Raw genomic sequence first — 20,611 nt, 5'->3', positions numbered from 1 at the left:
GCAAAAGTGCACGCATTCTCAGGAAGAGAAGGCGTGCACTTTTTCTTGAATCGACTTAGAAGAAGCTTTCTGGATCGAGCTCATTCGTTCGTCCATTCGCATCATACTGGTATCCACCATCGTGGATTTCAAAATGCAAGTGTGGACCAGTCGAGTTACCGGTGCTTCCGAGAACACCGATTTGCTGTCCTTGTTTGACTTGTTGTCCCTGTTTAACGTTCAAGGCATTCATATGGGCATACACGGTCGTATACGTTTTTCCGTCGATATTATGAGAGATATAGACGTGGTTGCCGTAAGGACCACCGGAACTTGCTAAGATGACTGTTCCATTTGCAGACGCAACGATTGGCGAGTTGAGTGGACCAGCGAAGTCGGTTCCATTGTGGTACGCATAACCATTACTTCCGCTTGCTGCACCCATTCCTTGCGAAACAGAGCCTTGAGCAGGTTTGATGAATTTACCTTTTGCTTTTGAAATGACTTTCGTGCTGGCCTTGCTAACAGATGCTGGCACTGCCGATTGTTTTGCAGCTTTTGCTGCAGCTGCTTTCGCGGCACGTGCTGCAGCTTTTTCTGCCTCTTCCTGTGCCTTCAGTTGGGCCGATGCCTCTTTCAGGCTAAGGATACTGGATTCGATTTTTTTCTTTTGCGACGTCAGACGTTGCAGAAGTGCTGTTCGCTTTTGTTTTTCTTGTTTTAATTCACGTTGTTTCTTTTTTAAAACATTACGATCTTCAATCAAGTCTTGGCGTGTCTGCTTCAGTTCTTCTTTCGCAGCTGCCAGTTCTTTTTTGTTTGATTCGTAATCTTTTAATAAAGAAGCATCACTTTCCGCGATTGTATTGAAGGCGTTGAAACGGCTGATCATATCACCGACATCTTTTGCGCCGAAGACGGCTTCAAGCAGTGGGGCGTTATCGGCTTTCGACTGACGGACCGCTAGACGATCACCGAGCATTTTTTCTTGTTTCTTGATTTTCTTTTGCAACTTCTCGATCTTATCTTCTAATCGAGCAATCTGTTTCGTGTTTTCGTCGATTTTCTTTTGATTCTCGACGACTTGTAATGTCAGCCCATTAATCTGTTGATCCAGGGCGTAGACTTGTTGCTGTGCTTTAGATAATTGATTATTTTTTTGAGACAACGCCTCGCGTTGCTTCGATTGTTGTTGCTGGTTTTGTTGTTGCTTTTCTCTATATGAACTTGCTGCGTCGACGGGAGTTGTCGTCATGAGCGGACTTGCGAGTAAAGTGAGTGTCATGAGCGATAGCCCGAGTGACTTTCCGAAAGGTCGTTTCATAAACTAAGCGTCATTCCTTTCCCTTGTGAAGTGTTACCTATCCCACTCTAACAAGAAAATCAGAAAATCCACTTTACAATTCTTTTAAAAAAATACAAGAGAAGCTAGCAGAAAGTATGAAGAATTTATGAAAATAATGATGCGTGAACAGAAGAATAAATAGAATATGTTGATATGAAAGGAAAAATCATTATGTAATTGATTGATTTCCGAATGATGTCAGAAGATATATTTTTGTAACATCGTATAAATAGAAGGTTTATTAATGTTTGAAAAAGGTATAAATATAGTTTTTGTGAAATGAAAAAGTGCCCCGAAAGGCACTCCATCCGAATCATTCTTCATAAATCATCTTTCGTGTCATCCCACCGTCTAGGACCAGTGTTTCGCCCGTCAAGAAATCGTTATCCGGGTGTGTTAGATAGAGAGCCGCACGAGCGACATCACTTGGTTTTCCGACGCGACCAGCTGGATGTTGACTATGATCTTCAGGTGATAATTCTTGATAGTCACCGGTTTCAATCCAACCAGGAGCAATCGCGTTGACGAGAATTCCGTCTTCTCCGAGTGAGACAGCAAGTGCATGGGTCAGAGCAAAAATGCCACCTTTCGTCGATGCATAAGATTCTGTATGCGGTTCCGACATGAAGGCGCGGGTCGAAGCCAGGTTGACGATCCGACCACCACTTTTACTTTGTTTCAAATAAGGTGTAGCGGCCTTAGTCGTTAAAAAGATACTACGCAGGTTCGTATGATGAACCCGATCCCATTCCTCAAGTGACAATTCGAGTAAGGGTTTTCGAATCATGATACCGGCGTTATTGATGACGATGTCGATACGACCAGTATGTTCAATCGCTTTCTCAATCAACAGTTGAACGTCTTTTTCGTGTTGGATATCGAGGTGATAGAAGTAAGCCGTCCCACCATCTTCTTCAATTTGTTGAACTAATTCGTCTCCTGTCATCTGATCGATGTCAGCAAGAACGACATTTGCGCCATGCGCAGCGTAGGTGCGGGCGAGTTCTGCACCAATGCCATTCGCGGCTCCCGTAATGATGACGGTTTGATTAACATGATTCATAAAAATCATCCTTTCTGTAACGCTTCTCTCCCTTTTTTACCGTTCCATCATATCCTGAAACCTGACAGGATTATCATCCGTAGGAACAGGGAAATAGAAAAGCGTCGAAGTTACTTTAGAATGGGGGAAAATAGGAATGAAATTCTCGAATCAACAATTAGAAAAACAACAAAATCAATATGCTGAAGATGCAAAAGATTATATTGATCGCCCGAAAAAGACGAACTCGCTGTTACAACGAGCAACTGCAAAGGTAAACGGGAACTCTCGTTTGTCCGTCGTCTTTTCACCGTTAACGTTGTTCGTCGATATGATTCGCGCGTACCAGTCAGGTGAATACCGTAACATTCGTCGTACGACGATCTTAAAAGTAATCGGCGCATTGGTTTATCTCGTGTCACCAATTGACCTCGTACCTGATTTCGTACTCGGATTTGGATTTGCAGACGATATCGCAGTCATCCTTTTCGTCACGAAAACAGTCTTTGAAGAATTGACACGTTTCAGCGACTGGCAAGATGAACAACAAAAACGTCGTACGCAACCATTGCAAAGCGAGGATGCGTATTGATCAAATAGATGATCCGAGCGACTTCACACAAGAAGTCGCTCTTTCTGATGTAAAAAGAGCCGTTTCCTGTACGCCCTCTTGAAATTTCGATACACTAGAAATAGTTGGTAAAGAGAGAGGGAGGGCGAAAATGGGACACCACTGGATGGAATCATACGGTTATATCGGGATCATGATGACGCTCATGTTTCCATTCATACCGAGCGAAGTACCGCTCGCGTATGCAGGATATCTCGTGCATACGGCACAGGCGAATCTGCTATTCATGGTGTTCCTTGCTGTAGTAAGCTTCGTCATTAGTCAGAACCTCTTTTTTACGATTGGACAGTTCGGGAGTGAACGATTATTGAATCGTTTATTCAAATGGTTTCGGATTTCGGAAACAAAAATGCTCCAGTTTCAGACGCAAATGGAGACGAAAGGACGCTATATTCTTCTTCTTTCTCCGATGTGGCGTATCGGATTTGCGATTGGTGCCGGTCTAACTGGTGTTTCACGCTGGACGTTTACCGTCGTGACGACGATTTCCTTTTTCCTCTGGTCGACGCTCTTCATTTGGGGCGGGAAAGCTGTTGGTCATGAATGGCGAAAATTGCATCACCTCAATCATCCGATAGTTTGGATTGGTTTAGGCGTGTTGATTACGGTTGGCTATTTGATTCAGAAAAAGAGAAAAGCAAAAAAAGAGATGTAAAAGGAGTGGGAACATGGCAATTATCTTATTCGATATTGACGGTACATTGATTGACTCAACGGAACAAATGACAGAAGCAATCCATCGGGCGATGGAGGACATGCCGCATCTTCCAAAACCTTCGCAAGAAAGTGTTCAGGCAAGCTACGGTCTTGCAGGAAGCGCCTTTTGGCGAAAAGCGATTCCGGAAGCCTCAGAAGAGGATATTCGTTTAATTCGAAAAAAGAGACATGGTCATTTAGAAGATACGATGGTTGAACAGAATGTATTATTTGACGGAATTCGATCATTATTGCAAGCTCTTGTTTCAGCGGGACACACGGTCTCAACTGCAAGTAATTGCGGCAACCATTATCTAAACCTTGTGCTTGATAGTCAGGAAATCCGCTCGTTCTTCACAAGTCCGAAATGCTTGGAATCTGTCAATGGAAAAGAAAAATCGGATATCTTACGCGCTCACCGCGATGAGTTTGGAGAAGGATCTTACTGGATGATTGGAGATCGGTCTTCTGATGTCGAAGCGGCTCGTAAGGAACATATGCCGGTCGTCTTATGTCAATATGGTTTTGGTACGCCATCCGAGTGGAATTCGGCAGATCATGTCATCGAGACACCGCTTGATTTGTTAACAGTGATTGAAAAATAAAGAAGTAAAAAGCCAAGCTAGAAACGTCGATTTTTTCAGACGGTCGGCTTGGCTTTTTTGTGGTTAAAATATCAATCAAGATGCACTTACTCGAAATCGAGTCGGTACGATTCTGCGCTCATCCATGGACGGAACTTCCGGAAGAGTAGATGGAACAATAAACAGAGAATAATGGGTAAGACGATAAAAAGACCAAGCACGAATGTCATATTGAAGAGCGTCCATCCTCCTGACATCAGGTGTAGCGCATTGATTGGACCGATTAAACCAGACATTCCAAATCCGGCACTAAACGGTGTACCTTGAACACCGAGCATTCCTGCTAATGCACCAAGGATAGCGGCACTACACATGACAGGTAGAATCATCAATGGATTACGAATGAAGTTCGCCATCTGGATTTTAGGAGAACCAAGAAAATGAGCAATCGACGTTCCGCGTGAATTCGCTTGCCAACCGGCAATCGCAAGACCGAACCCAGCGGCACAGACACCTAGATTGGCAGCTCCGGCAGCAACACCCGATAAACTGATCGCGGTCGCAATGCCGACCGTCGAAAGCGGAGAGACGATGAGAACGGAAAAGGCGACCGCAATTAGAATGCCCATCAAGACGGGTTGAAGTGCCGTGAAGTCTGAGATGACATGTCCTATTGCTGTTGTGATCCGTGTGACGAACGGATACGTCAGAACACCAATTCCACCGGCACCGACAATCAAAATCGTTGGCATGACAAGCACCGTATATGTTTTGAAGCGTTCACCAATCAATAAGACGATTGCTGTTGCAATAGCTGCCGTCAAACCAGCATTGATGACATCACCTGTACCGACGAAAACGAATGTCGCATCCGCACGGGTCGCAACACCTGAGCCGACGACCGTCGCGAGTCCAATCGATGTGGTGGCGATCGGTGTCACTTTAAATTGCATCGCTACGGCGACACCAATCACCATTGGTAAAAGTCGCATCGCGAGTGTCGTTGCGTCCAAAACGTGTTGGGCACCAGAAACGTATGGCAATAATGCCTTAGCGAGTTCACCGAGTAAGGCTCCTGGAATAAGGGCAACGAGAATTCCAATACTGAGACCGTTTAAAACATGCACTGCAAATTGACGTGGCTGACGCAAAATAGATGAATCCACAAAATCCTCTCCTTATGTAACGCTTTTGTGCATAACAGTATAAAAGTTATTAATTGTGTTTTATCTTACGGTAAGAACAGAAGGACGTCAAGGAAAAGTTAGAAAATTCCAAACGAGCAAAGGATTCGTCTTTCAGAAACGGAATTGTTACAGTGAAGAAGTATATTGAATGAGGAGGTCATGAATCATGTCAGAACAACGTATCGTATTAGCGGAACGACCAAACGGAAAACCAACAGGGGAAACATTCCGTTATGAATCATTTGAGTTAGCAGATTTACGAGAAGGGCAAGTCGCACTGGAGTCACTCTATATCTCAGTCGATCCATATATGCGGGGACGTATGAACGATACGCGTTCTTATTCGCAACCGTTTGAGATTGATGAACCGATTCACGGGGGTGTCGTAGCGCGTGTCATCGAGTCTAAAAGTGAGGCGCTCAAGTCAGGTGATGTCGTCGTGGGGATGCTCGATTGGGCAACGAAAGCAGTCGTCGATGCGAAAAGTGTCCGTAAAATCGATGAGCAGATCGCTCCGATCTCAACAGCGCTCGGTGTTCTCGGAATGACAGGGATGACGGCGTATTTCGGGTTGCTTGATATCGGGAATCCACAGCCAGGAGAAACTGTTGTCGTATCGGCAGCAGCAGGGGCTGTTGGATCGATCGTTGGTCAAATCGCTAAAATCAAAGGTGCACGAGTAGTTGGGATTGCAGGAAGTGACGAAAAGTTACAGCACTTAAAAGCAGATCTTGGTTTTGACGAAGTCATCAACTACAAAACGGAAGACATCCGGAAAGCATTAGACCGGACGTGTCCAGACGGCATCGATGTTTATTTTGAAAATGTCGGTGGAGAGATCGGCGATGCGGTTCTGGATCGGCTTAATCCATTCGCGCGAGTACCGGTCTGCGGCGCTATTTCTGGGTATAACGCACAACAGGACATCGGTCCACGTGTTCAATCGAAATTAATCATTGCGCGTGCGCGCATGCAAGGTTTCTTAGTGGGGGATTATGGCAAACGATTCAAGGAAGCGGCTGAGCAACTCGGTCAATGGGTCAGTGAAGGGAAATTACGATATGAAGAGACGATCTTTGAAGGCTTCGATCGTGTACCAGATGCTTTCCTCGGATTATTCGATGGCTCGAACACAGGGAAACTATTAGTAAAAGTTAAGTAATACGCCAAAAGAGGTTGCGGAATTATTCCGCAACCTCTTTTTTATGGCATGAGATTCATGAATCCTTTTGATCGCGCTTGAGTTCTTCTGGATCTGGATCCGGATGTTGTGTTTCCGCAGGCTTGATTCCGGGATCTGATGTCTCAGCTGGATCAGGGTCCGGGTGAAGACCAACGTCTGCCTTTTCATCTGGTAAATCATGATTTTTTTCGTTTAACATGTCCAGTCATCTCCTTTTATCAGTACGTAGTAATGTTTCCCCGTTTTTTAAATCCAAAACAATGAGAGTGCATAAGAGTCGTTTTCGAAAACGCGTAAATGATTTCCACGGACAAGAAAGCGAAACCGGTCGATTTCCTAGGAAATACAGGTTGACTGAAATGGAATGTAAGGAAAATCCAAAAAAGCTTCACTAAGTCTTTACAAAAACCTTGCAAGTCCTTCAAGTAGCCTTTGAATTGCTTCCGTAGACTAAAAAAGAGTTGAAAAGAGGAAGGGTGTTTACGTGTGAGTGATCAAAAATGGAAACGACAAATCATGCAACAACTAAATTGGGTTCGCGAAGAGAAAAAACGGCTCACAAGCGACACGACAGCAAGTAAAGAGTCACTCGAAAAACTTCGTCAGCTGGACGTCTTGCGTCTGCCAACGGTTCGAACTTCTAAAAACACGACGACACGTTATCAACAAAATAGCCAAGCGTCATTACTAGATCAATTGGATGTCTCACATATTCCGGTACGGACGACGACGCGTTATTATGAAAAACGACCAATCGAGATGGCAATCGTCTGCTCGGAATTCATGTATGCCTATTATGAAGATGCCGTTCATCTCCATTATGTCAATGCGAACACATTCGAAGAAGTTTTCGAGCGCGAGATTGATCTCTTTTTGGTCGTATCTTCATGGAAAGGATTACGAGGGGATGATTGGAAAGGTGTCGCCACACCAAATTCAAAGAAACGCCAACGGTTACTTTCGATGATGCAGGAAGTCAAAGCTAAAGGAATTCCAGTCGTCTTTCAATCGACGGAAGACCCGAGTAACCATGAACGGTTTCAAGACGTGGCTCAAGCTGCCAATTATGTCCTGACTTCAGATGAGGCGATGATTCCTGAATATCGTGTTTTATGTGGACATGATCGAATCATGGCGATGCCGTTTGGAGTCAATCCATTGATTCACAATCCGATTGGAGCGACACGTAGCCGAAAGAAGGGCGTTTTATTCGCCGGTAGCTGGATGGCGAAATATCCGGAGCGTGTGAAAGATACGGAGATGTTGTTTGATGGGGTCATGCAGTCTTCGCACGAACTCGATATCGTGGACCGGAATTATCATCTCGACTTACCAGCCTATCAGTTTCCGGAACGCTATCAATCACGGGTCGCACCAGCGATTCCTTATGATGCCTTACAACAAGTCAGTAAATGTTATGACTGGGTCCTGAACCTAAATAGCATCAAATATAGTAAGACGATGTGTGCCCGTCGCGTCTATGAATCGCAAGCACTCGGTAATTTGATCCTGTCGAATTACAGTATCGCCGTCAACAACGAGTTTCCGAACATCTTCACCGTACATGACGCACAGGAGGCGACGGCGATCGTAGAACGCACATCGCAAGAAGAAATCGAACGTTTACGAGCAGAAGGACTTCGTGCCGTCATGACGGAGCATACAGTCTTCGAACGGATGGATCAGATTCTAGCGTTCATTGGACGAGTACCTGAAACACGAAAACATCGTTTACTAATCGTTGTCGCTCAGGATGGGGAAGTCATTCGTGACGTGATCAATCGTCAAAGTCTCACACCAGACGAAATCGTCTCAGCGGATGCATTGACGGAGCAAACCTATGATCAAGCGGATCTCGTTGCTTGGATGGATGGGCATGAATCCTACGGTGAATATTATTTAGAGGACCTCGTGAATGGCTTTAAATATAGCGATGCCAGCATTGTCCGAAAGGGGAGCCAACATCCATATCATCTACATGAGATGAGCGGTAGCCGAAACGGTGCGATTATCTGGCGGTCAGATATCGGATATGACGCGTTTCAAGCAGGTGAATTGAACGGAAAAACGCTGTTGCTCGATCAATTTGAGTGGAACGAGCAGACAGTAGTTCCGACGGATCACACACCGCAACTGTCGGTCGTTGTTCCCATCTATAACAATGGGAAACATCTCACGTATAAATGCTTCGCCAGTCTAACACGGATGGATCGATTCATGGAGTCAGAGATTTTACTCGTAGATGATGGATCGACGGACATAGAGGCACGTCAAGCCGTAGAACGTCTCGCGCGACGTTATGGCAATGTCAGAACCTATTTCTTCGAGACAGGTGGTAGTGGTAGTGCTTCGCGTCCTCGCAACAAGGGAGTCGAGATGGCACGAGCTGACTATGTGACGTTCCTTGATCCAGATAACGAGGTACTCAGCGATCGTTATGCCTTTTTGCTTCAGGAATTAGAGAACGATCCATCACTTGATTTTGTAGCGGGTCATATGAAAAAACTTGCCGAGAAGACGAGTATCATCGCCTTGCCGACGATTCGCAAACAAGGACGAACGGTTTGTGAAGATCCAAAAGCTTTTCTATTGAAACATCGCTTTGCGGTACAAAGCATTCAAGCACTCGTCGTCCGTCGTACCTTCTTGCTCGAACATCAATTGGAACAGGTCGTCGGTGCAGTCGGTCAGGACTCCTTGTTTTTCCAGGAATTGATGCTTCGCGCCAATCGTGTCTTACTCGTCAATCGGGTCATCCATTATTATTATGCAGCAGTTGCAGGATCGACCGTGAATGCATTGACGGTGAAATTTTTTGAACGCAGTGTTGTCCGAGAACGGGCACGAGCAGAGAAATTCGCTCGTTATGGAGTGCTTGAGGAATACAAGGAAACACGATTCGAGCATTTCTTCGAGCATTGGTATCTCGTTAAATTACGCTACTGCAGTGATAAGGATTTCGCACCAAGTGTCGCATTGTTGCGCACAATCATTGGTTTCTATGAGCCGATCACATTGACGAACCCGTTAATCCGTCGATTCATGGAGCTTGCAGACCGTCAGGAGACAGATCGCCTTCAACATCTATTACTTGAGGAGGTGCAGAAATGACGGCATCGATGAAGACAGCACGACCAAAAGATCAAATCCGAGCAGCTTACTACGATCAATTAGGGGGGGGATTCGGTAAAAAAGTGCGCGCGCGTGTTCACTGGATCGTTCGACAAGCAAAAGGGGAGCACATTTTAGATATCGGTTGTTCCGGTGGAGTTGTTCCGATTTTGCTTGGACGGGAAGGGAAACATGTCGTCGGAATCGATGTCTTACCAGAAGCGATTACTGAAGCCAAACAAGCATTGCTTGAGGAACCGGCATCCGTAAAGGAAAAAGTGGAATTACATGAAGCTAATGTCATGACGTATACACCTGACATTCAATTCGACACAGTCTTGATGACGGAAGTATTGGAACATATCGGGGAGCCGGAACGCTTCATCGCTCGTGCCGTCTCGTTCATCGCACCAGAAGGACGACTCGTCATCACAGTTCCATTTGGAGTGAACGATTATGCGGATCACAAACGGACGTATTATTTAAATCGACTGCTTGAACAGTTGACGCCCTTCGGTAAAATCGAGACGGTCGAGCGGCTTGATAAGTGGCTTGGAATCACGATTCAAGTCTATCCTGAACCACAAGATGGTCGAGCAATTGTACCAACGGAAGTCGAATGGCTCGAGGATGCCTTTGAAGAAGTGGAACGATTGCATCTCGCAACGATCATTGACTTAAAGCGCAAGCAACAGACTCTAGAACGAAAAGTTCAACGGTTAGCGGAACAAACAGATTTATTCGAGCAGGCACAAGCGGAATCACTACGTCATGAACAGCAACTACAGGAACAGCGTGAACAATATAAGATGCTCGAAGAACAATATGCCGCACTTCTTGATCGATTCGAAGCGTCATTGGTGTCAAATCTAGAATTGCTGGAGGTGAATGCATCATGGAAATCAAAATACCGCTCACTCGCGCGTTCAAAGCTCGGAAAAATCGTCGTCCGCTACTGGAAGTTCCGACGTCAACTCAAACAGCGCCGGAGTCGTCGATGAACGTCTTGATGATTTGTCAAAATTTCTATCCGGAAATTGGCAGTGCGGCAAACCGAATGAAGAATATCTTCAAGCGGATGGAACAAGCGGGAAGTGACGTTCATGTCCTGACGTCAGAACCGCTTTATCCGACGGCAGAACTCTATACGGACTCGATGTTCTGGGATGAACCGAGCCTCGACACGGCACATGTGACTCGTATCCAACCGCGTGACGTCCGGGCGACGAATAATTTATGGCGGCGCCTTCGCTTGTTCGTGGAACAATTCGTACTTGCGGTGAAAGAGGTTCGACATGATCCAAAATCCTACGCCTACATCTATGCGACGACGCCGTCTATCTTCATGGGGCTCGTCGGGGTCGTCGCGAAACATGTCAAAAAGGCTCCTTTGATTCTTGATGTGCGTGATTTATGGCCAGAATCGTTGATTGGCGTCGGCATTACGAAATCGCGTCTCTTATTGACTCCGCTCTACTGGCTTGAAAAGTGGATGTATCGACAGGCGGATCAATTGGTCATCAACAGTGAAGGTTTTCGATCGTATATCGAAGGACGAGGCATTGCACCGGAAAAAATTCATTATATCCCGAACTCGATCGAGGAAAACGAGTGGTTAATCAAACGTCGAAAAGTATCGGAACAAGTTCGCGTCGTGTATACAGGGAATATCGGACTCGCACAAGATGTGTTCTTGTTGCTTGACGTCGCACAGGAACTTCAACAAGAACAGGATATCTGCTTTCAAGTCGTCGGTTACGGCTATCACAAACAAACGTTCGAACGACTCGTCAAGGAACGTGGATTGACGAATATCGAGTTTCTTGACGCGATGCCACGCTGGGATGCGTTGAAACAACTCGCGAAGAGTGACATCGCCTTTGCGACACTCGTCGAGAGTACAGCGTTCGATACAGTGACACCAGGAAAGATCATCGACTACATGGCGATGGGCTGTGCCATCGTCGGTGCGGTATCAGGTCATGCGGCGCATGTCATCGAAGAAGCAGGAGCCGGTTATGTGTCTGTCCAGCGGAAAAAAGAGGAGATCGTCGATCATATTCTCGAGTTATCACGAAATCCAGAGAAACGTGCAACGATGGGACGGGCGGGTGTGGATTACGTCCAACGCCATTTCGATTGGGAACAAAATGAACAGCGCTTGTTTGAAGCCATCGAACAAACGCAGTCACGAAAGGCGGTCGCAGAATGAAGCGCATTGGAATGTTTGTTTGGAATCCTTTTACGAATGACGCCCGTGTCTTACGTGAATGTACGGCACTCGTCGAAGCAGGACACCGCGTGGACCTATACTGTCTAAATGACGGCACACTTCCAGAAGTCGAATACCCGATGTCAGGGTTTCGCGTCATTCGAATCGACCGGACGCCACCTTTTGCGAGGTGGCTCCCGTTCTTTCGCAAACGGAAAAAACGGACACTTGCTATCGGATTGATGGGTGCGCTTCTTGCGCCATGGCTCATTCCCGTGATGCTCGTGCTCTTTTTATTCATGCGAAGTCGATTCATCCGTTACGCCCTATATAACAGTTTCGGCATTCTTCGTATGACACGTACTGCCCGGAAGCATGATTATGACGTCATGCATGCGAACGATGTCAATACGTTACCACAAGCGATTGGGGCGGCGCGTGGTGCACAAATCGTCTATGACTCGCATGAAGTCCAGACCGATCGGACAGGATACGGAAGCATGCAAGGGAAATTAGAACGCTGGTTGCTTCGATTCGTCGACCAGACCATCGTTGAAAATGACACGCGTGCAGATTATCATCAAAAATTATATGGAACCCGACCATCCGTCTTGCACAATTATCCGTTTTACGAACCGATTATTCCGCAACCGCGACCGTTACGCGAAGAGTTAGCACTCGCACCAGACGAGCCGATTTTGTTGTATCAAGGCGGGATCCAGGAAGGACGTGGACTGGAGCGACTCATTGAAGCGATGCCGTTCATCGATCGAGGAACACTTATTTTCGTTGGAGATGGAAAGTTAAAAGGGAAACTGATGCAACTGGCCACGCAATCATCGGAAAAGTCTCGTATCCGCTTCATTGATAAGGTTCCGCTTGCTGAACTACCCAGTTACACGGCAGCGGCGACGGTCGGCTTTCAAGTCCTCCAGAACGTTTGCTTCAATCATTATTCAGCTTCTTCGAATAAACTATTCGAATACATGGCAGCGTTAATTCCTGTCGTTGCGGCCGACTTACCAGAAATCCGTCGTGTCGTCGAAACAGAAGGAATCGGTTTGATCGTCGATGTCGAATCACCGCATAGTATCGCCGAGGCGGTCAATCGTCTAGTGAAGGATGAGAACTTGCGACGGGCGATGCAGGAGCGAGCAAGCGTAGCAAGGAGACAATACAACTGGGAACAAGAAAAAGGCCGACTTCTTGCTGTCTATGACTCGATTTTCATGGAATCTGGGACAAAATAAGAAAAATAGTCAACGACTCGAAGGGAAATCCACGTGGAATGAAGGTGGATTCTTGACGGGTCGTTTTGTTTGATATGAATGGCAACGAAGTATTCGTGAAAGCTTCATAAGATTTACAAAAACAATAGAAAACGCTGGAAATGTAAGGTCTGTGAAGAATGGTTTAAGAGATGGTTAGAAGCATTGGAAAGCAAAGGAAATGTCGTTATGGTCTAGTTACAGCCAAGCCACAGACCGTTCGTTGGCTAGTATGACTAACTCGATGGAGGAATGACAAAATGAAACTTTGCACAATCGGACTAGGATATATTGGATTACCTTCTTCGGCGATGTTCGCGGATCACGGCACGGAGGTCGTCGGTGTCGACATCGATCCACACATCGTCAATCTTCTGAACACGGGAACGATTCATATTGAGGAACCAGGACTCGAGGATGTCATCAAACGAGTCGTCGCTAACGGAAAATTCCGAGCGACACTTACGCCAGAACGGGCCGATGTTTTCTTAATCGCCGTCCCGACGCCGAACTTGAACGATACGTATAAATCATGTGATTTAAAATACGTCGTGTCAGCCGTCAACAACATGTTGCCGTTCCTTGAAAAAGGAAACGTCGTCATCGTTGAATCGACGATCGCGCCACGCACTATGGACGATCATGTTCGTCCACTGATTGAAGAAGCCGGCTTTACGATCGGTGAAGACGTCTATGTCGTTCATTGCCCAGAGCGTGTGTTACCAGGGCAGATCTTACACGAGCTCGTTCATAACAACCGGATCGTTGGAGGATTGACACCGGCATGTGCAGAGGTAGGAGCAGCCGTCTATGAAACATTCGTTCAAGGAGAAATCGTTCGGACCGACGCGAAGACAGCCGAAATGTCGAAATTGATGGAAAATACGTTCCGTGATGTCAACATCGCACTGGCAAATGAATTGACGCAAGTATGTCACCAGCTTGAGATCAACGTCTTAGATGTCATCGAGATGGCAAACATGCACCCACGTGTGAACTTGCATCATCCAGGACCGGGTGTAGGTGGTCACTGTCTCGCAGTAGATCCGTACTTCATCGTCGCAAAAGTCCCATCACTTGCACGCATCATTCATACGGCACGACAAACGAACGTCCAAATGCCACAATTCGTCGCTGAACAAGCCGCTCGTCTCGTCGGTTCACGTGTTCGTCCAAAAATCGCTGTCTTCGGTGTGACGTATAAAGGAAATGTTGACGATATGCGCGAGAGCCCAGCTGTCGAAGTCATTGAACAATTGCTCGATCGTGGACTCGATGTCGCGGTCTGTGATCCACACATCGAGCATTCCATCTCGACACGCTTTGAACTCGTTGATGAAATCGAAGCGATCCAAGACGCCGATCTAGCACTCGTCTTAGTCGACCACGATGAGTTCAAACAATTCGATTCACGTCGTTTCGCAAACTACATGCGGACACCGTTACTCTTCGATACAAAAGGAATTGTCCGTGAACTCGATGCGGTCAAGGTCCTCAACTTCGGTAACTTGCATACGCACCGCGTGACGGAAGTGGATGCAAAAGCAATATGAACGCGTTACGAACGATTGGAGGGGAGCTGAAAGATCATCTGTATCTGATCTTTCGGCTGTCACTCTATGAAACAAAAAGTCAGTATAGCATGCAGTATTTAGGTTGGTTTTGGGAGATCATGACGCCACTCCTCCAGATCGGGGTGTACTGGGTCGTCTTTGGTTTTGGAATCCGTGGTGGACATCCTGTCGACGGAATTCCATTCGTCTTTTGGCTCGTTAGTGGACTGATCGCATGGTTCTTCATCGGAAGCACGATTCCAAGTGGATCACGGTCGATCTACGGTCGGGTCGCGCTCGTCTCTAAAATGCATTTTCCGTTGAGTACGATTCCGGCATATGTCATTTTGGCTCAATTCTATCGACACCTTGCGATGATTGCCCTGACGATCGTTTTAGGAAGTGCATTTGGTTACTTCCCAGGATGGCATACGCTCGAGCTGTTTTATATCGTTCCAGCCGGCGTCATCTTTCTTTATGCCGTCTCGTTGTTATTGTCGGCTCTTGCTACGATGATCCGAGACGTCCAGAACATGGTGACATCCGCGATAAGGATGCTGATGTATTTAACGCCGATCATGTGGATTCCCCCAGAACATTCACTGTTTAAGATGCTATTGATGTTGAATCCACTCGTCTATTTGATTGAGGGGTACCGCTCCGCCTTGATCGGAACCGGTTACTTGATGGATCACATCTGGTATGGCGCTTATTTTTGGAGTGTGACACTCGGTATCCTGCTCGTCGGAGCAGCGGTCCATATTCGTTTCCGACGCTACTTCATTGATTATGTATAGGAGGAAAGACGATGAGTCACGTCGTGTTTGAGAACGTTTCAAAACGGTACATGCTCTATGAGCGTCCAATCGATAAATTAAAGGAAGTGCTCTTTGGAAAAGTGAGCGGAAAATCCTTTTATGCGCTCAAAAATGTCTCCTTCTCTGTTGAAGAGGGAGAAATCGTGGGTGTCGTAGGCATCAACGGTAGTGGGAAATCAACGTTATCCCATTTACTTGCTAACGTCACACCGCCTACGTATGGATGTGTCACGCTAGGAGGAAAATCAGCACTGATTGCCATCTCAAGTGGATTGAACAGTCAACTGACAGGTCGCGATAACATCGAGCTCAAAGGATTGATGATGGGACTGACCAAACGGCAAATCGAGGAGATCACACCGGAAATTCTCGAATTCGCGGATATCGGAGAGTTCATCGATCAGCCAGTCAAAACCTATTCGAGTGGGATGCGGGCACGTCTCGGTTTTGCTATCTCGATCAATATCAATCCGGATATCTTGATCATCGATGAAGCCTTATCTGTCGGCGATCAAACATTTACGGAGAAGTGTCTCGATAAGATGCGCGAATTCCGGGATCAAGGAAAAACGATTTTTTTCGTCAGCCATTCTTTGAATCAAGTCAAAAGCTTTTGTACGAAGATCCTTTGGCTGGAATACGGTGAAGTGCGTTTATTTGGTCCAACGAATGAAACACTCGCGGAATACAATAAATATTTATATTGGTACAAACAGTTATCCAAAAAGCAAGCCACTCACTATGTTTCGAAAAAACGAACCGGTCGAATCGGTGACATTGAGCAACAGATGAGAGGCGAGACGATCGAACGATCGTCATGAAATGAGATAGGGGATGAAGTAGATGAAACGTGTCATGCTCGTATTCGGAACACGACCTGAGGCCATTAAGATGGCACCTGTCGTAAAAGCACTTGAAAACCGCCCAGACGTCGAACCGATTGTCGTCGTAACGGCGCAACACCGGGAAATGCTTGATCAGGTACTCGAATTGTTCCAGATCACTCCGGACCATGACTTGGATTTGATGCGTCCGCGTCAAACGTTAGAGGAGATGACGGCACGTATTCTGAATGCGATGCGTCGTGTCCTCGAAAAGGAACAGCCGAATCTCGTTCTTGTCCATGGGGATACGACGACGACGTTCGCTGCTTCGTTAGCGGCATTCTATCAACAGATTCCAGTCGGTCATGTCGAAGCAGGACTGCGGACATATGAAAAGTATGCACCGTTTCCGGAAGAGATGAATCGTCAATTGACAGGTGTGTTGGCGGATTATCATTTTGCTCCAACCGAACAAGCGGCGATGAATTTACGTGCTGAGAACAAACAGACACCAATCATCGTAACGGGTAATACGGTCATTGATGCACTTAAGACAACCGTTTCTGCTAGCTATACGCATCCTGTTCTGACACGACTTGAGAAGTCGGGGCGAAAACTCGTCTTGCTGACGGTTCATCGTCGTGAGAACCATTTACAACTGGCAACGATTTTTGAAGCGATTGAACAGTTGGCAAATGATCATCCGGAAATAGAAATCGTTTATCCAGTCCATCCGAATCCAGTCGTGCTAGAAGCAGCAGCTCGCCTAGAGCATCATCCACGGATTCAGTTGATTGAGCCGCTTGATGTCTTTGATTTCCACAACCTGGCAGCTCGTGCTTCCTTCATCCTGACAGATTCAGGCGGGATTCAAGAAGAAGCGCCTTCACTCGGTGTTCCCGTTCTTGTCTTACGGGAGACGACGGAACGACCTGAAGGCGTCGAAGCAGGAACCTTGAAACTGGTCGGTACGAATCCAGAGCATATCTATGCGATGAGCCATCAATTATTGACGGACGAAATCTTCTATCAATCGATGGCGCAAGCCGCGAATCCGTATGGCGATGGACAGGCAGCAGAACGAATCGTCGATGCGATCATGAGTGAGGTACCGGTATGAATAAGGAGCTGACCGTCGCGAGCTATCAGTTTTTTCCGTTCGGTACTCAGGAAAAGATTTTGCTCGAAGATGCAGCGCCGGGGGTGTGTTTTGATTTTCAGGATGCGATAGCGACTGACAAACTGTATCTGCAACTGTTCGATCAAGGCTTTCAACATCCGCCTTCAAAACTGTATCGAAAAGATGCTGAACTGATAGGTGACATCATTCAGGTAACGTGCCGTTTTGAAGTGGCGGAACCATGTCTCGTTCAAGTATTTAAGATGCAGTATGGGCAAAAGAAGCGGATGGTCTCTGAGACGGAGCATCTGACGTTGACGAATGAGACGATCGTCCAGTTCGAGATGGAGCGTGTGCCAGGAGCGGTTTATTTCAAAATGGCCTGGAAGTTTTTAAACGAAGGGAGCTTCCGGGTCCATCTCCGCGAACTCGCCATCGCGCAATACGTCAAGGCTGAGGAGGAAGCAACCTATGCTGTTTAGTTCGACGATTTTTTTATTTTTATTCTTGCCGACAGTACTGCTCGTGTACTACGTGTTGCCTCGGACATTCCGTAACGGCTGGCTGTTAGTTGCCAGCCTGTTCTTTTATGCATTCGGAGAACCACGCTTTGCCTTACTGATGCTACTCAGCGTCACGATCAATTACTTCTTTGCCTTATTCGTTGATTTCTACCGGCAACATGTCGGAGTGAAGTGGATCATGTTCAGCATGATCGTCGTCAACCTTGGATTGCTCGGTTGGTTTAAGTACAGCGGATTTTTCGTCCGCTCCGTCAACGAATCGTTTGGTCTGAGTTGGTTCGTTCCAGAAGTCGTCTTACCGCTTGGAATTTCCTTTTATACATTCCATGCGATGAGTTACGTCATCGACATTTATAAAGGGAAGGAAGCGGTGCAAAAGAATCCACTCGACCTCGCCCTTTATATCGCGTTTTTCCCGCAACTCGTCGCGGGGCCAATTGTCCGCTACAACACGATTGCGAGTCAGATCGAGTGTCGTCAAGAGACGGTATCTGATTTTGCACGTGGTGTTCGCCGCTTTACGATTGGTCTATCAAAAAAATTGATTCTTGCGAACGGATGTGGTCAGGTCGCAGACGCTGTTTTTAATATGAAAGACCTTTCGATGGGGCTAGCATGGATTGGAATCATCGCTTATGCCTTACAGATCTATTTTGATTTTTCGGGCTATAGCGATATGGCAATTGGTTTAGCACTGATGTTCGGATTTCATTTCTTGGAGAATTTCAACTACCCATATATTTCAAAATCCGTGTCAGAATTTTGGCGTCGATGGCATATTTCGCTCGGCTCTTGGTTCCGCGACTATGTTTATATTCCGTTAGGGGGAAACCGTGTATCGCCGTGGCGGCAGTATCGAAATCTGGCGATCGTCTGGATGTTGACGGGCCTTTGGCACGGTGCGAGTTGGACATTCGTCGCGTGGGGCGCATATTACGGAGTTTGGATCATGCTCGAGAAGGCATTTCTCGGGAGATGGCTCGAGCGTATGCCTGTCGTCTCGACAGTCTGGACGCTCATCCTCGTGCTCGTCGGTTGGGTCTTTTTCCGCTCAGAGACGTTTCCAGAAGCCGTTATGTATATTCAAGCAATGTTCGTACCGGATGTGCTATGGGATGAACGGGCGAGTTACCAACTCGTTCAGAACGGAGTCCTACTACTTGTCGCGTGTATCGCTGCGACACCGATTCCGAAGTATCTCGGAGAACGTGTCGTCGTCTCTCTCGGGAAGATCGGAACAACGATGCAGTATGGGTATGCCATGTTGATGTTGTTCCTTGCGACATCGGCACTCGTTGCGAGCACGTTTAATCCGTTCATCTATTTCCGGTTCTAAAAAGGAGGACTATCCATGGAGCAGCCATTGATGAAAACGCAACAGGAGACGAATCAGACACCTTCTTTCGAGCGAATCATGATGTGGGTGACGACTGTCAGTTTTATTCTCGTCTTACTGACGATCGGACTCGGAACGCTTGTCCGGGAAGACCGTGTCCGGTCCCAGCTGGAAAATCGTACACTTGCCCAGTCCGTTGAGCCCACCGTCGAGGGAATCGCGACAGGCAAGGATATGCTCAAAATGGAGACCTATTTCACGGATCAATTACTGTTGCGAGGAACGTTCGTCGAGATACAGGCGCTTTTATCAAAAGATGTCTTTCGACAGCCGTTTCGTAATGGCATTTATACGGCAAAAAACGATTATATGATTGAACCGAGTGCATCAGGAAACGTAAAAATTCCGCAAGCATTCAAACAATTCGTTGGAGAAGTCGATCGTCCGGTCTATATGGCGTTAGCACCGTCTAAAACCGTTATCGCAGAACGGGACAAACTAATTCCGTCTTATGTCGCTTCCAATGCAAACGAGCGCTATGAAAAAATGGTACGAGACTTTCAAGCGGCGGGGATGACCAATCTTTCTTTGCAAGGATTGAAGTTAAGTGACTACTTCAAGACAGATCATCACTGGAACATCGACGGTGCAACAGAAGCTTACCAAGTCATCACGAAAAGAATGGGACTGTCAACGACGTTACCTGAGACGAAGTGGCGGAAGGAAGATCAACACGCCTACTATGGATCATTAGCACGAAAAACGACGCTCTCCTATGCGGCGTCCGGTGACCGTCTAGATTATTATGCTCCTGCGTTCTTCAACGGTATCGATGTTTGTTATGAAGGGAAATGTGGACGTCCTGTCATTGATGAATCATTCGTCAAACAAGAAGGTGATTATGTCGATCGATATGAAGTATTTCTTCGCGGAAACCACGACATCATGTCAATGAAGTCAGCGGCGAATCGAAATCGCCCGACGATTTTGGTTTTAAAGGATTCGTTTGCAAATCCTGTGTTACCATTGCTTGCGAAAAGTGCCAACTTAGAAGTCGTGGATATTCGATATGTTCCAAAATCATTTGATGTTTCCCGATTTGCCAAACAAAAGCAGATCGATTCGGTGCTGTTTCTGCACAACTCGAACATTGCCGGTTTGATGAAGACGTACGAGGACAAATTGTGAAGGAGAACAG

Annotated in this window: 18 protein-coding genes and 1 pseudogene; 15 read left to right on the top strand and 4 right to left on the bottom strand. The window is 46.6% G+C overall.

Going from position 1 to position 20,611, the window contains the following annotated elements; all coding sequences use genetic code 11:
* Nucleotides 1-55: 55 nt before the first annotated feature.
* Together B2U10_RS07070 and B2U10_RS07065 are read right to left on the bottom strand one after the other, a co-directional pair.
* Entirely contained in the window at nucleotides 56-1,303 is a 1,248-nt protein-coding gene (locus tag B2U10_RS07070) for a murein hydrolase activator EnvC family protein (RefSeq protein ID WP_290786495.1), read from the bottom strand.
* Nucleotides 1,304-1,637: 334 nt separating this feature from the next.
* The gene (locus tag B2U10_RS07065) at nucleotides 1,638-2,387 is read right to left on the bottom strand and encodes an SDR family NAD(P)-dependent oxidoreductase (protein WP_035409264.1); all 750 of its coding nucleotides are present in this window, start codon (nucleotides 2,385-2,387) and stop codon (nucleotides 1,638-1,640) included.
* Nucleotides 2,388-2,523: 136 nt separating this feature from the next.
* Here B2U10_RS07065 and B2U10_RS07060 point away from each other — a divergent pair, with 136 nt between their 5' ends.
* The 3 genes from B2U10_RS07060 to B2U10_RS07050 all read left to right on the top strand — a co-directional run bounded on the left by B2U10_RS07060 (nucleotide 2,524) and on the right by B2U10_RS07050 (nucleotide 4,298).
* Complete coding sequence (locus tag B2U10_RS07060) at nucleotides 2,524-2,958, top strand: YkvA family protein (RefSeq protein WP_035409261.1); 435 nt, start codon at nucleotides 2,524-2,526, stop codon at nucleotides 2,956-2,958.
* A gap of 130 nt (nucleotides 2,959-3,088) precedes the next feature.
* Entirely contained in the window at nucleotides 3,089-3,652 is a 564-nt protein-coding gene (locus B2U10_RS07055; RefSeq protein ID WP_035409260.1) for a DedA family protein, read from the top strand.
* Between the two features lie 13 nt (nucleotides 3,653-3,665).
* The gene (locus B2U10_RS07050; RefSeq protein ID WP_035409257.1) at nucleotides 3,666-4,298 is read left to right on the top strand and encodes an HAD family hydrolase; all 633 of its coding nucleotides are present in this window, start codon (nucleotides 3,666-3,668) and stop codon (nucleotides 4,296-4,298) included.
* Nucleotides 4,299-4,384: 86 nt separating this feature from the next.
* Here B2U10_RS07050 and B2U10_RS07045 read toward each other — a convergent pair whose 3' ends face one another.
* Entirely contained in the window at nucleotides 4,385-5,443 is a 1,059-nt protein-coding gene (locus B2U10_RS07045) for a PTS transporter subunit IIC (RefSeq protein WP_290748772.1), read from the bottom strand.
* A 187-nt stretch (nucleotides 5,444-5,630) separates the two neighbouring features.
* Here B2U10_RS07045 and B2U10_RS07040 point away from each other — a divergent pair, with 187 nt between their 5' ends.
* Nucleotides 5,631-6,626: an NADP-dependent oxidoreductase gene (locus B2U10_RS07040; RefSeq protein WP_290786492.1), complete on the top strand. Its 996-nt coding sequence runs from the start codon at nucleotides 5,631-5,633 to the stop codon at nucleotides 6,624-6,626.
* A gap of 55 nt (nucleotides 6,627-6,681) precedes the next feature.
* Here the strand turns inward: B2U10_RS07040 and B2U10_RS07035 are convergent, their stop codons facing one another.
* The gene (locus B2U10_RS07035; protein WP_197026223.1) at nucleotides 6,682-6,846 is read right to left on the bottom strand and encodes a hypothetical protein; all 165 of its coding nucleotides are present in this window, start codon (nucleotides 6,844-6,846) and stop codon (nucleotides 6,682-6,684) included.
* 287 nt (nucleotides 6,847-7,133) lie between these two features.
* Here B2U10_RS07035 and B2U10_RS07030 point away from each other — a divergent pair, with 287 nt between their 5' ends.
* The 11 genes and pseudogenes from B2U10_RS07030 (at nucleotide 7,134) to B2U10_RS06980 (ending at nucleotide 20,601) form a co-directional block, all read left to right on the top strand.
* Entirely contained in the window at nucleotides 7,134-9,758 is a 2,625-nt protein-coding gene (locus tag B2U10_RS07030) for a glycosyltransferase (RefSeq protein ID WP_290786489.1), read from the top strand.
* Complete coding sequence (locus B2U10_RS07025; RefSeq protein ID WP_290786486.1) at nucleotides 9,755-10,759, top strand: class I SAM-dependent methyltransferase; 1,005 nt, start codon at nucleotides 9,755-9,757, stop codon at nucleotides 10,757-10,759. Before B2U10_RS07030 ends, B2U10_RS07025 begins: the two co-directional genes overlap by 4 nt.
* On the top strand, nucleotides 10,654-11,970 hold the full coding sequence (locus B2U10_RS07020) for a glycosyltransferase family 4 protein (protein WP_231496879.1): 1,317 nt from the start codon (nucleotides 10,654-10,656) through the stop codon (nucleotides 11,968-11,970). The genes B2U10_RS07025 and B2U10_RS07020 overlap by 106 nt, the downstream gene beginning before the upstream one ends.
* The gene (locus B2U10_RS07015; RefSeq protein ID WP_290786480.1) at nucleotides 11,967-13,220 is read left to right on the top strand and encodes a glycosyltransferase family 4 protein; all 1,254 of its coding nucleotides are present in this window, start codon (nucleotides 11,967-11,969) and stop codon (nucleotides 13,218-13,220) included. Before B2U10_RS07020 ends, B2U10_RS07015 begins: the two co-directional genes overlap by 4 nt.
* Before the next feature lie 278 nt (nucleotides 13,221-13,498).
* Nucleotides 13,499-14,791 (top strand): nucleotide sugar dehydrogenase, encoded by a 1,293-nt coding sequence (locus B2U10_RS07010; RefSeq protein WP_290786477.1) that lies wholly within the window; start codon nucleotides 13,499-13,501, stop codon nucleotides 14,789-14,791.
* Complete coding sequence (locus tag B2U10_RS07005; RefSeq protein WP_035409242.1) at nucleotides 14,788-15,588, top strand: ABC transporter permease; 801 nt, start codon at nucleotides 14,788-14,790, stop codon at nucleotides 15,586-15,588. The genes B2U10_RS07010 and B2U10_RS07005 overlap by 4 nt, the downstream gene beginning before the upstream one ends.
* An 11-nt stretch (nucleotides 15,589-15,599) precedes the next feature.
* Nucleotides 15,600-16,340 (top strand): annotated as a pseudogene (gene tagH / locus B2U10_RS07000) (teichoic acids export ABC transporter ATP-binding subunit TagH); the annotation flags it as partial.
* A gap of 112 nt (nucleotides 16,341-16,452) precedes the next feature.
* Nucleotides 16,453-17,553, top strand: a complete 1,101-nt coding sequence (wecB, locus tag B2U10_RS06995; protein ID WP_290786474.1) for a non-hydrolyzing UDP-N-acetylglucosamine 2-epimerase — start codon at nucleotides 16,453-16,455, stop codon at nucleotides 17,551-17,553.
* Nucleotides 17,550-18,035 (top strand): hypothetical protein, encoded by a 486-nt coding sequence (locus B2U10_RS06990; protein WP_035409236.1) that lies wholly within the window; start codon nucleotides 17,550-17,552, stop codon nucleotides 18,033-18,035. Before wecB ends, B2U10_RS06990 begins: the two co-directional genes overlap by 4 nt.
* Nucleotides 18,025-19,413 carry an MBOAT family O-acyltransferase gene (locus B2U10_RS06985; protein WP_290786472.1) on the top strand — a complete coding sequence of 463 codons (1,389 nt, stop codon included), beginning with the start codon at nucleotides 18,025-18,027 and terminating at the stop codon, nucleotides 19,411-19,413. Before B2U10_RS06990 ends, B2U10_RS06985 begins: the two co-directional genes overlap by 11 nt.
* A gap of 15 nt (nucleotides 19,414-19,428) precedes the next feature.
* On the top strand, nucleotides 19,429-20,601 hold the full coding sequence (locus B2U10_RS06980; RefSeq protein ID WP_035409231.1) for a DHHW family protein: 1,173 nt from the start codon (nucleotides 19,429-19,431) through the stop codon (nucleotides 20,599-20,601).
* Nucleotides 20,602-20,611 lie beyond the last annotated feature (10 nt).

Source organism: Exiguobacterium sp. UBA7533 (assembly GCF_002479335.1).
In the GTDB taxonomy this organism is placed as follows: Bacteria; Bacillota; Bacilli; order Exiguobacteriales; family Exiguobacteriaceae; genus Exiguobacterium_A.
The sequence above is the reverse complement of the archived record's forward strand: the minus strand, read 5'-3'. Positions and strand labels throughout refer to the sequence as shown.

What these genes read in the sequence shown, in the direction of transcription:
- B2U10_RS07070 (WP_290786495.1), bottom strand. Translation starts at nt 1,303, where the DNA reads ATGAAACGACCTTTCGGAAAGTCACTCGGGCTATCGCTCATGACACTC.
- B2U10_RS07025 (WP_290786486.1), top strand. Translation starts at nt 9,755, where the DNA reads ATGACGGCATCGATGAAGACAGCACGACCAAAAGATCAAATCCGAGCA.
- wecB (WP_290786474.1), top strand. Translation starts at nt 16,453, where the DNA reads ATGAAACGTGTCATGCTCGTATTCGGAACACGACCTGAGGCCATTAAG.
- B2U10_RS06990 (WP_035409236.1), top strand. Translation starts at nt 17,550, where the DNA reads ATGAATAAGGAGCTGACCGTCGCGAGCTATCAGTTTTTTCCGTTCGGT.
- B2U10_RS07020 (WP_231496879.1), top strand. Translation starts at nt 10,654, where the DNA reads ATGGAAATCAAAATACCGCTCACTCGCGCGTTCAAAGCTCGGAAAAAT.
- B2U10_RS06980 (WP_035409231.1), top strand. Translation starts at nt 19,429, where the DNA reads ATGGAGCAGCCATTGATGAAAACGCAACAGGAGACGAATCAGACACCT.
- B2U10_RS07035 (WP_197026223.1), bottom strand. Translation starts at nt 6,846, where the DNA reads ATGTTAAACGAAAAAAATCATGATTTACCAGATGAAAAGGCAGACGTT.
- B2U10_RS06985 (WP_290786472.1), top strand. Translation starts at nt 18,025, where the DNA reads ATGCTGTTTAGTTCGACGATTTTTTTATTTTTATTCTTGCCGACAGTA.
- B2U10_RS07060 (WP_035409261.1), top strand. Translation starts at nt 2,524, where the DNA reads ATGAAATTCTCGAATCAACAATTAGAAAAACAACAAAATCAATATGCT.
- B2U10_RS07005 (WP_035409242.1), top strand. Translation starts at nt 14,788, where the DNA reads ATGAACGCGTTACGAACGATTGGAGGGGAGCTGAAAGATCATCTGTAT.
- B2U10_RS07015 (WP_290786480.1), top strand. Translation starts at nt 11,967, where the DNA reads ATGAAGCGCATTGGAATGTTTGTTTGGAATCCTTTTACGAATGACGCC.
- B2U10_RS07050 (WP_035409257.1), top strand. Translation starts at nt 3,666, where the DNA reads ATGGCAATTATCTTATTCGATATTGACGGTACATTGATTGACTCAACG.
- B2U10_RS07010 (WP_290786477.1), top strand. Translation starts at nt 13,499, where the DNA reads ATGAAACTTTGCACAATCGGACTAGGATATATTGGATTACCTTCTTCG.
- B2U10_RS07055 (WP_035409260.1), top strand. Translation starts at nt 3,089, where the DNA reads ATGGGACACCACTGGATGGAATCATACGGTTATATCGGGATCATGATG.
- B2U10_RS07040 (WP_290786492.1), top strand. Translation starts at nt 5,631, where the DNA reads ATGTCAGAACAACGTATCGTATTAGCGGAACGACCAAACGGAAAACCA.
- B2U10_RS07065 (WP_035409264.1), bottom strand. Translation starts at nt 2,387, where the DNA reads ATGAATCATGTTAATCAAACCGTCATCATTACGGGAGCCGCGAATGGC.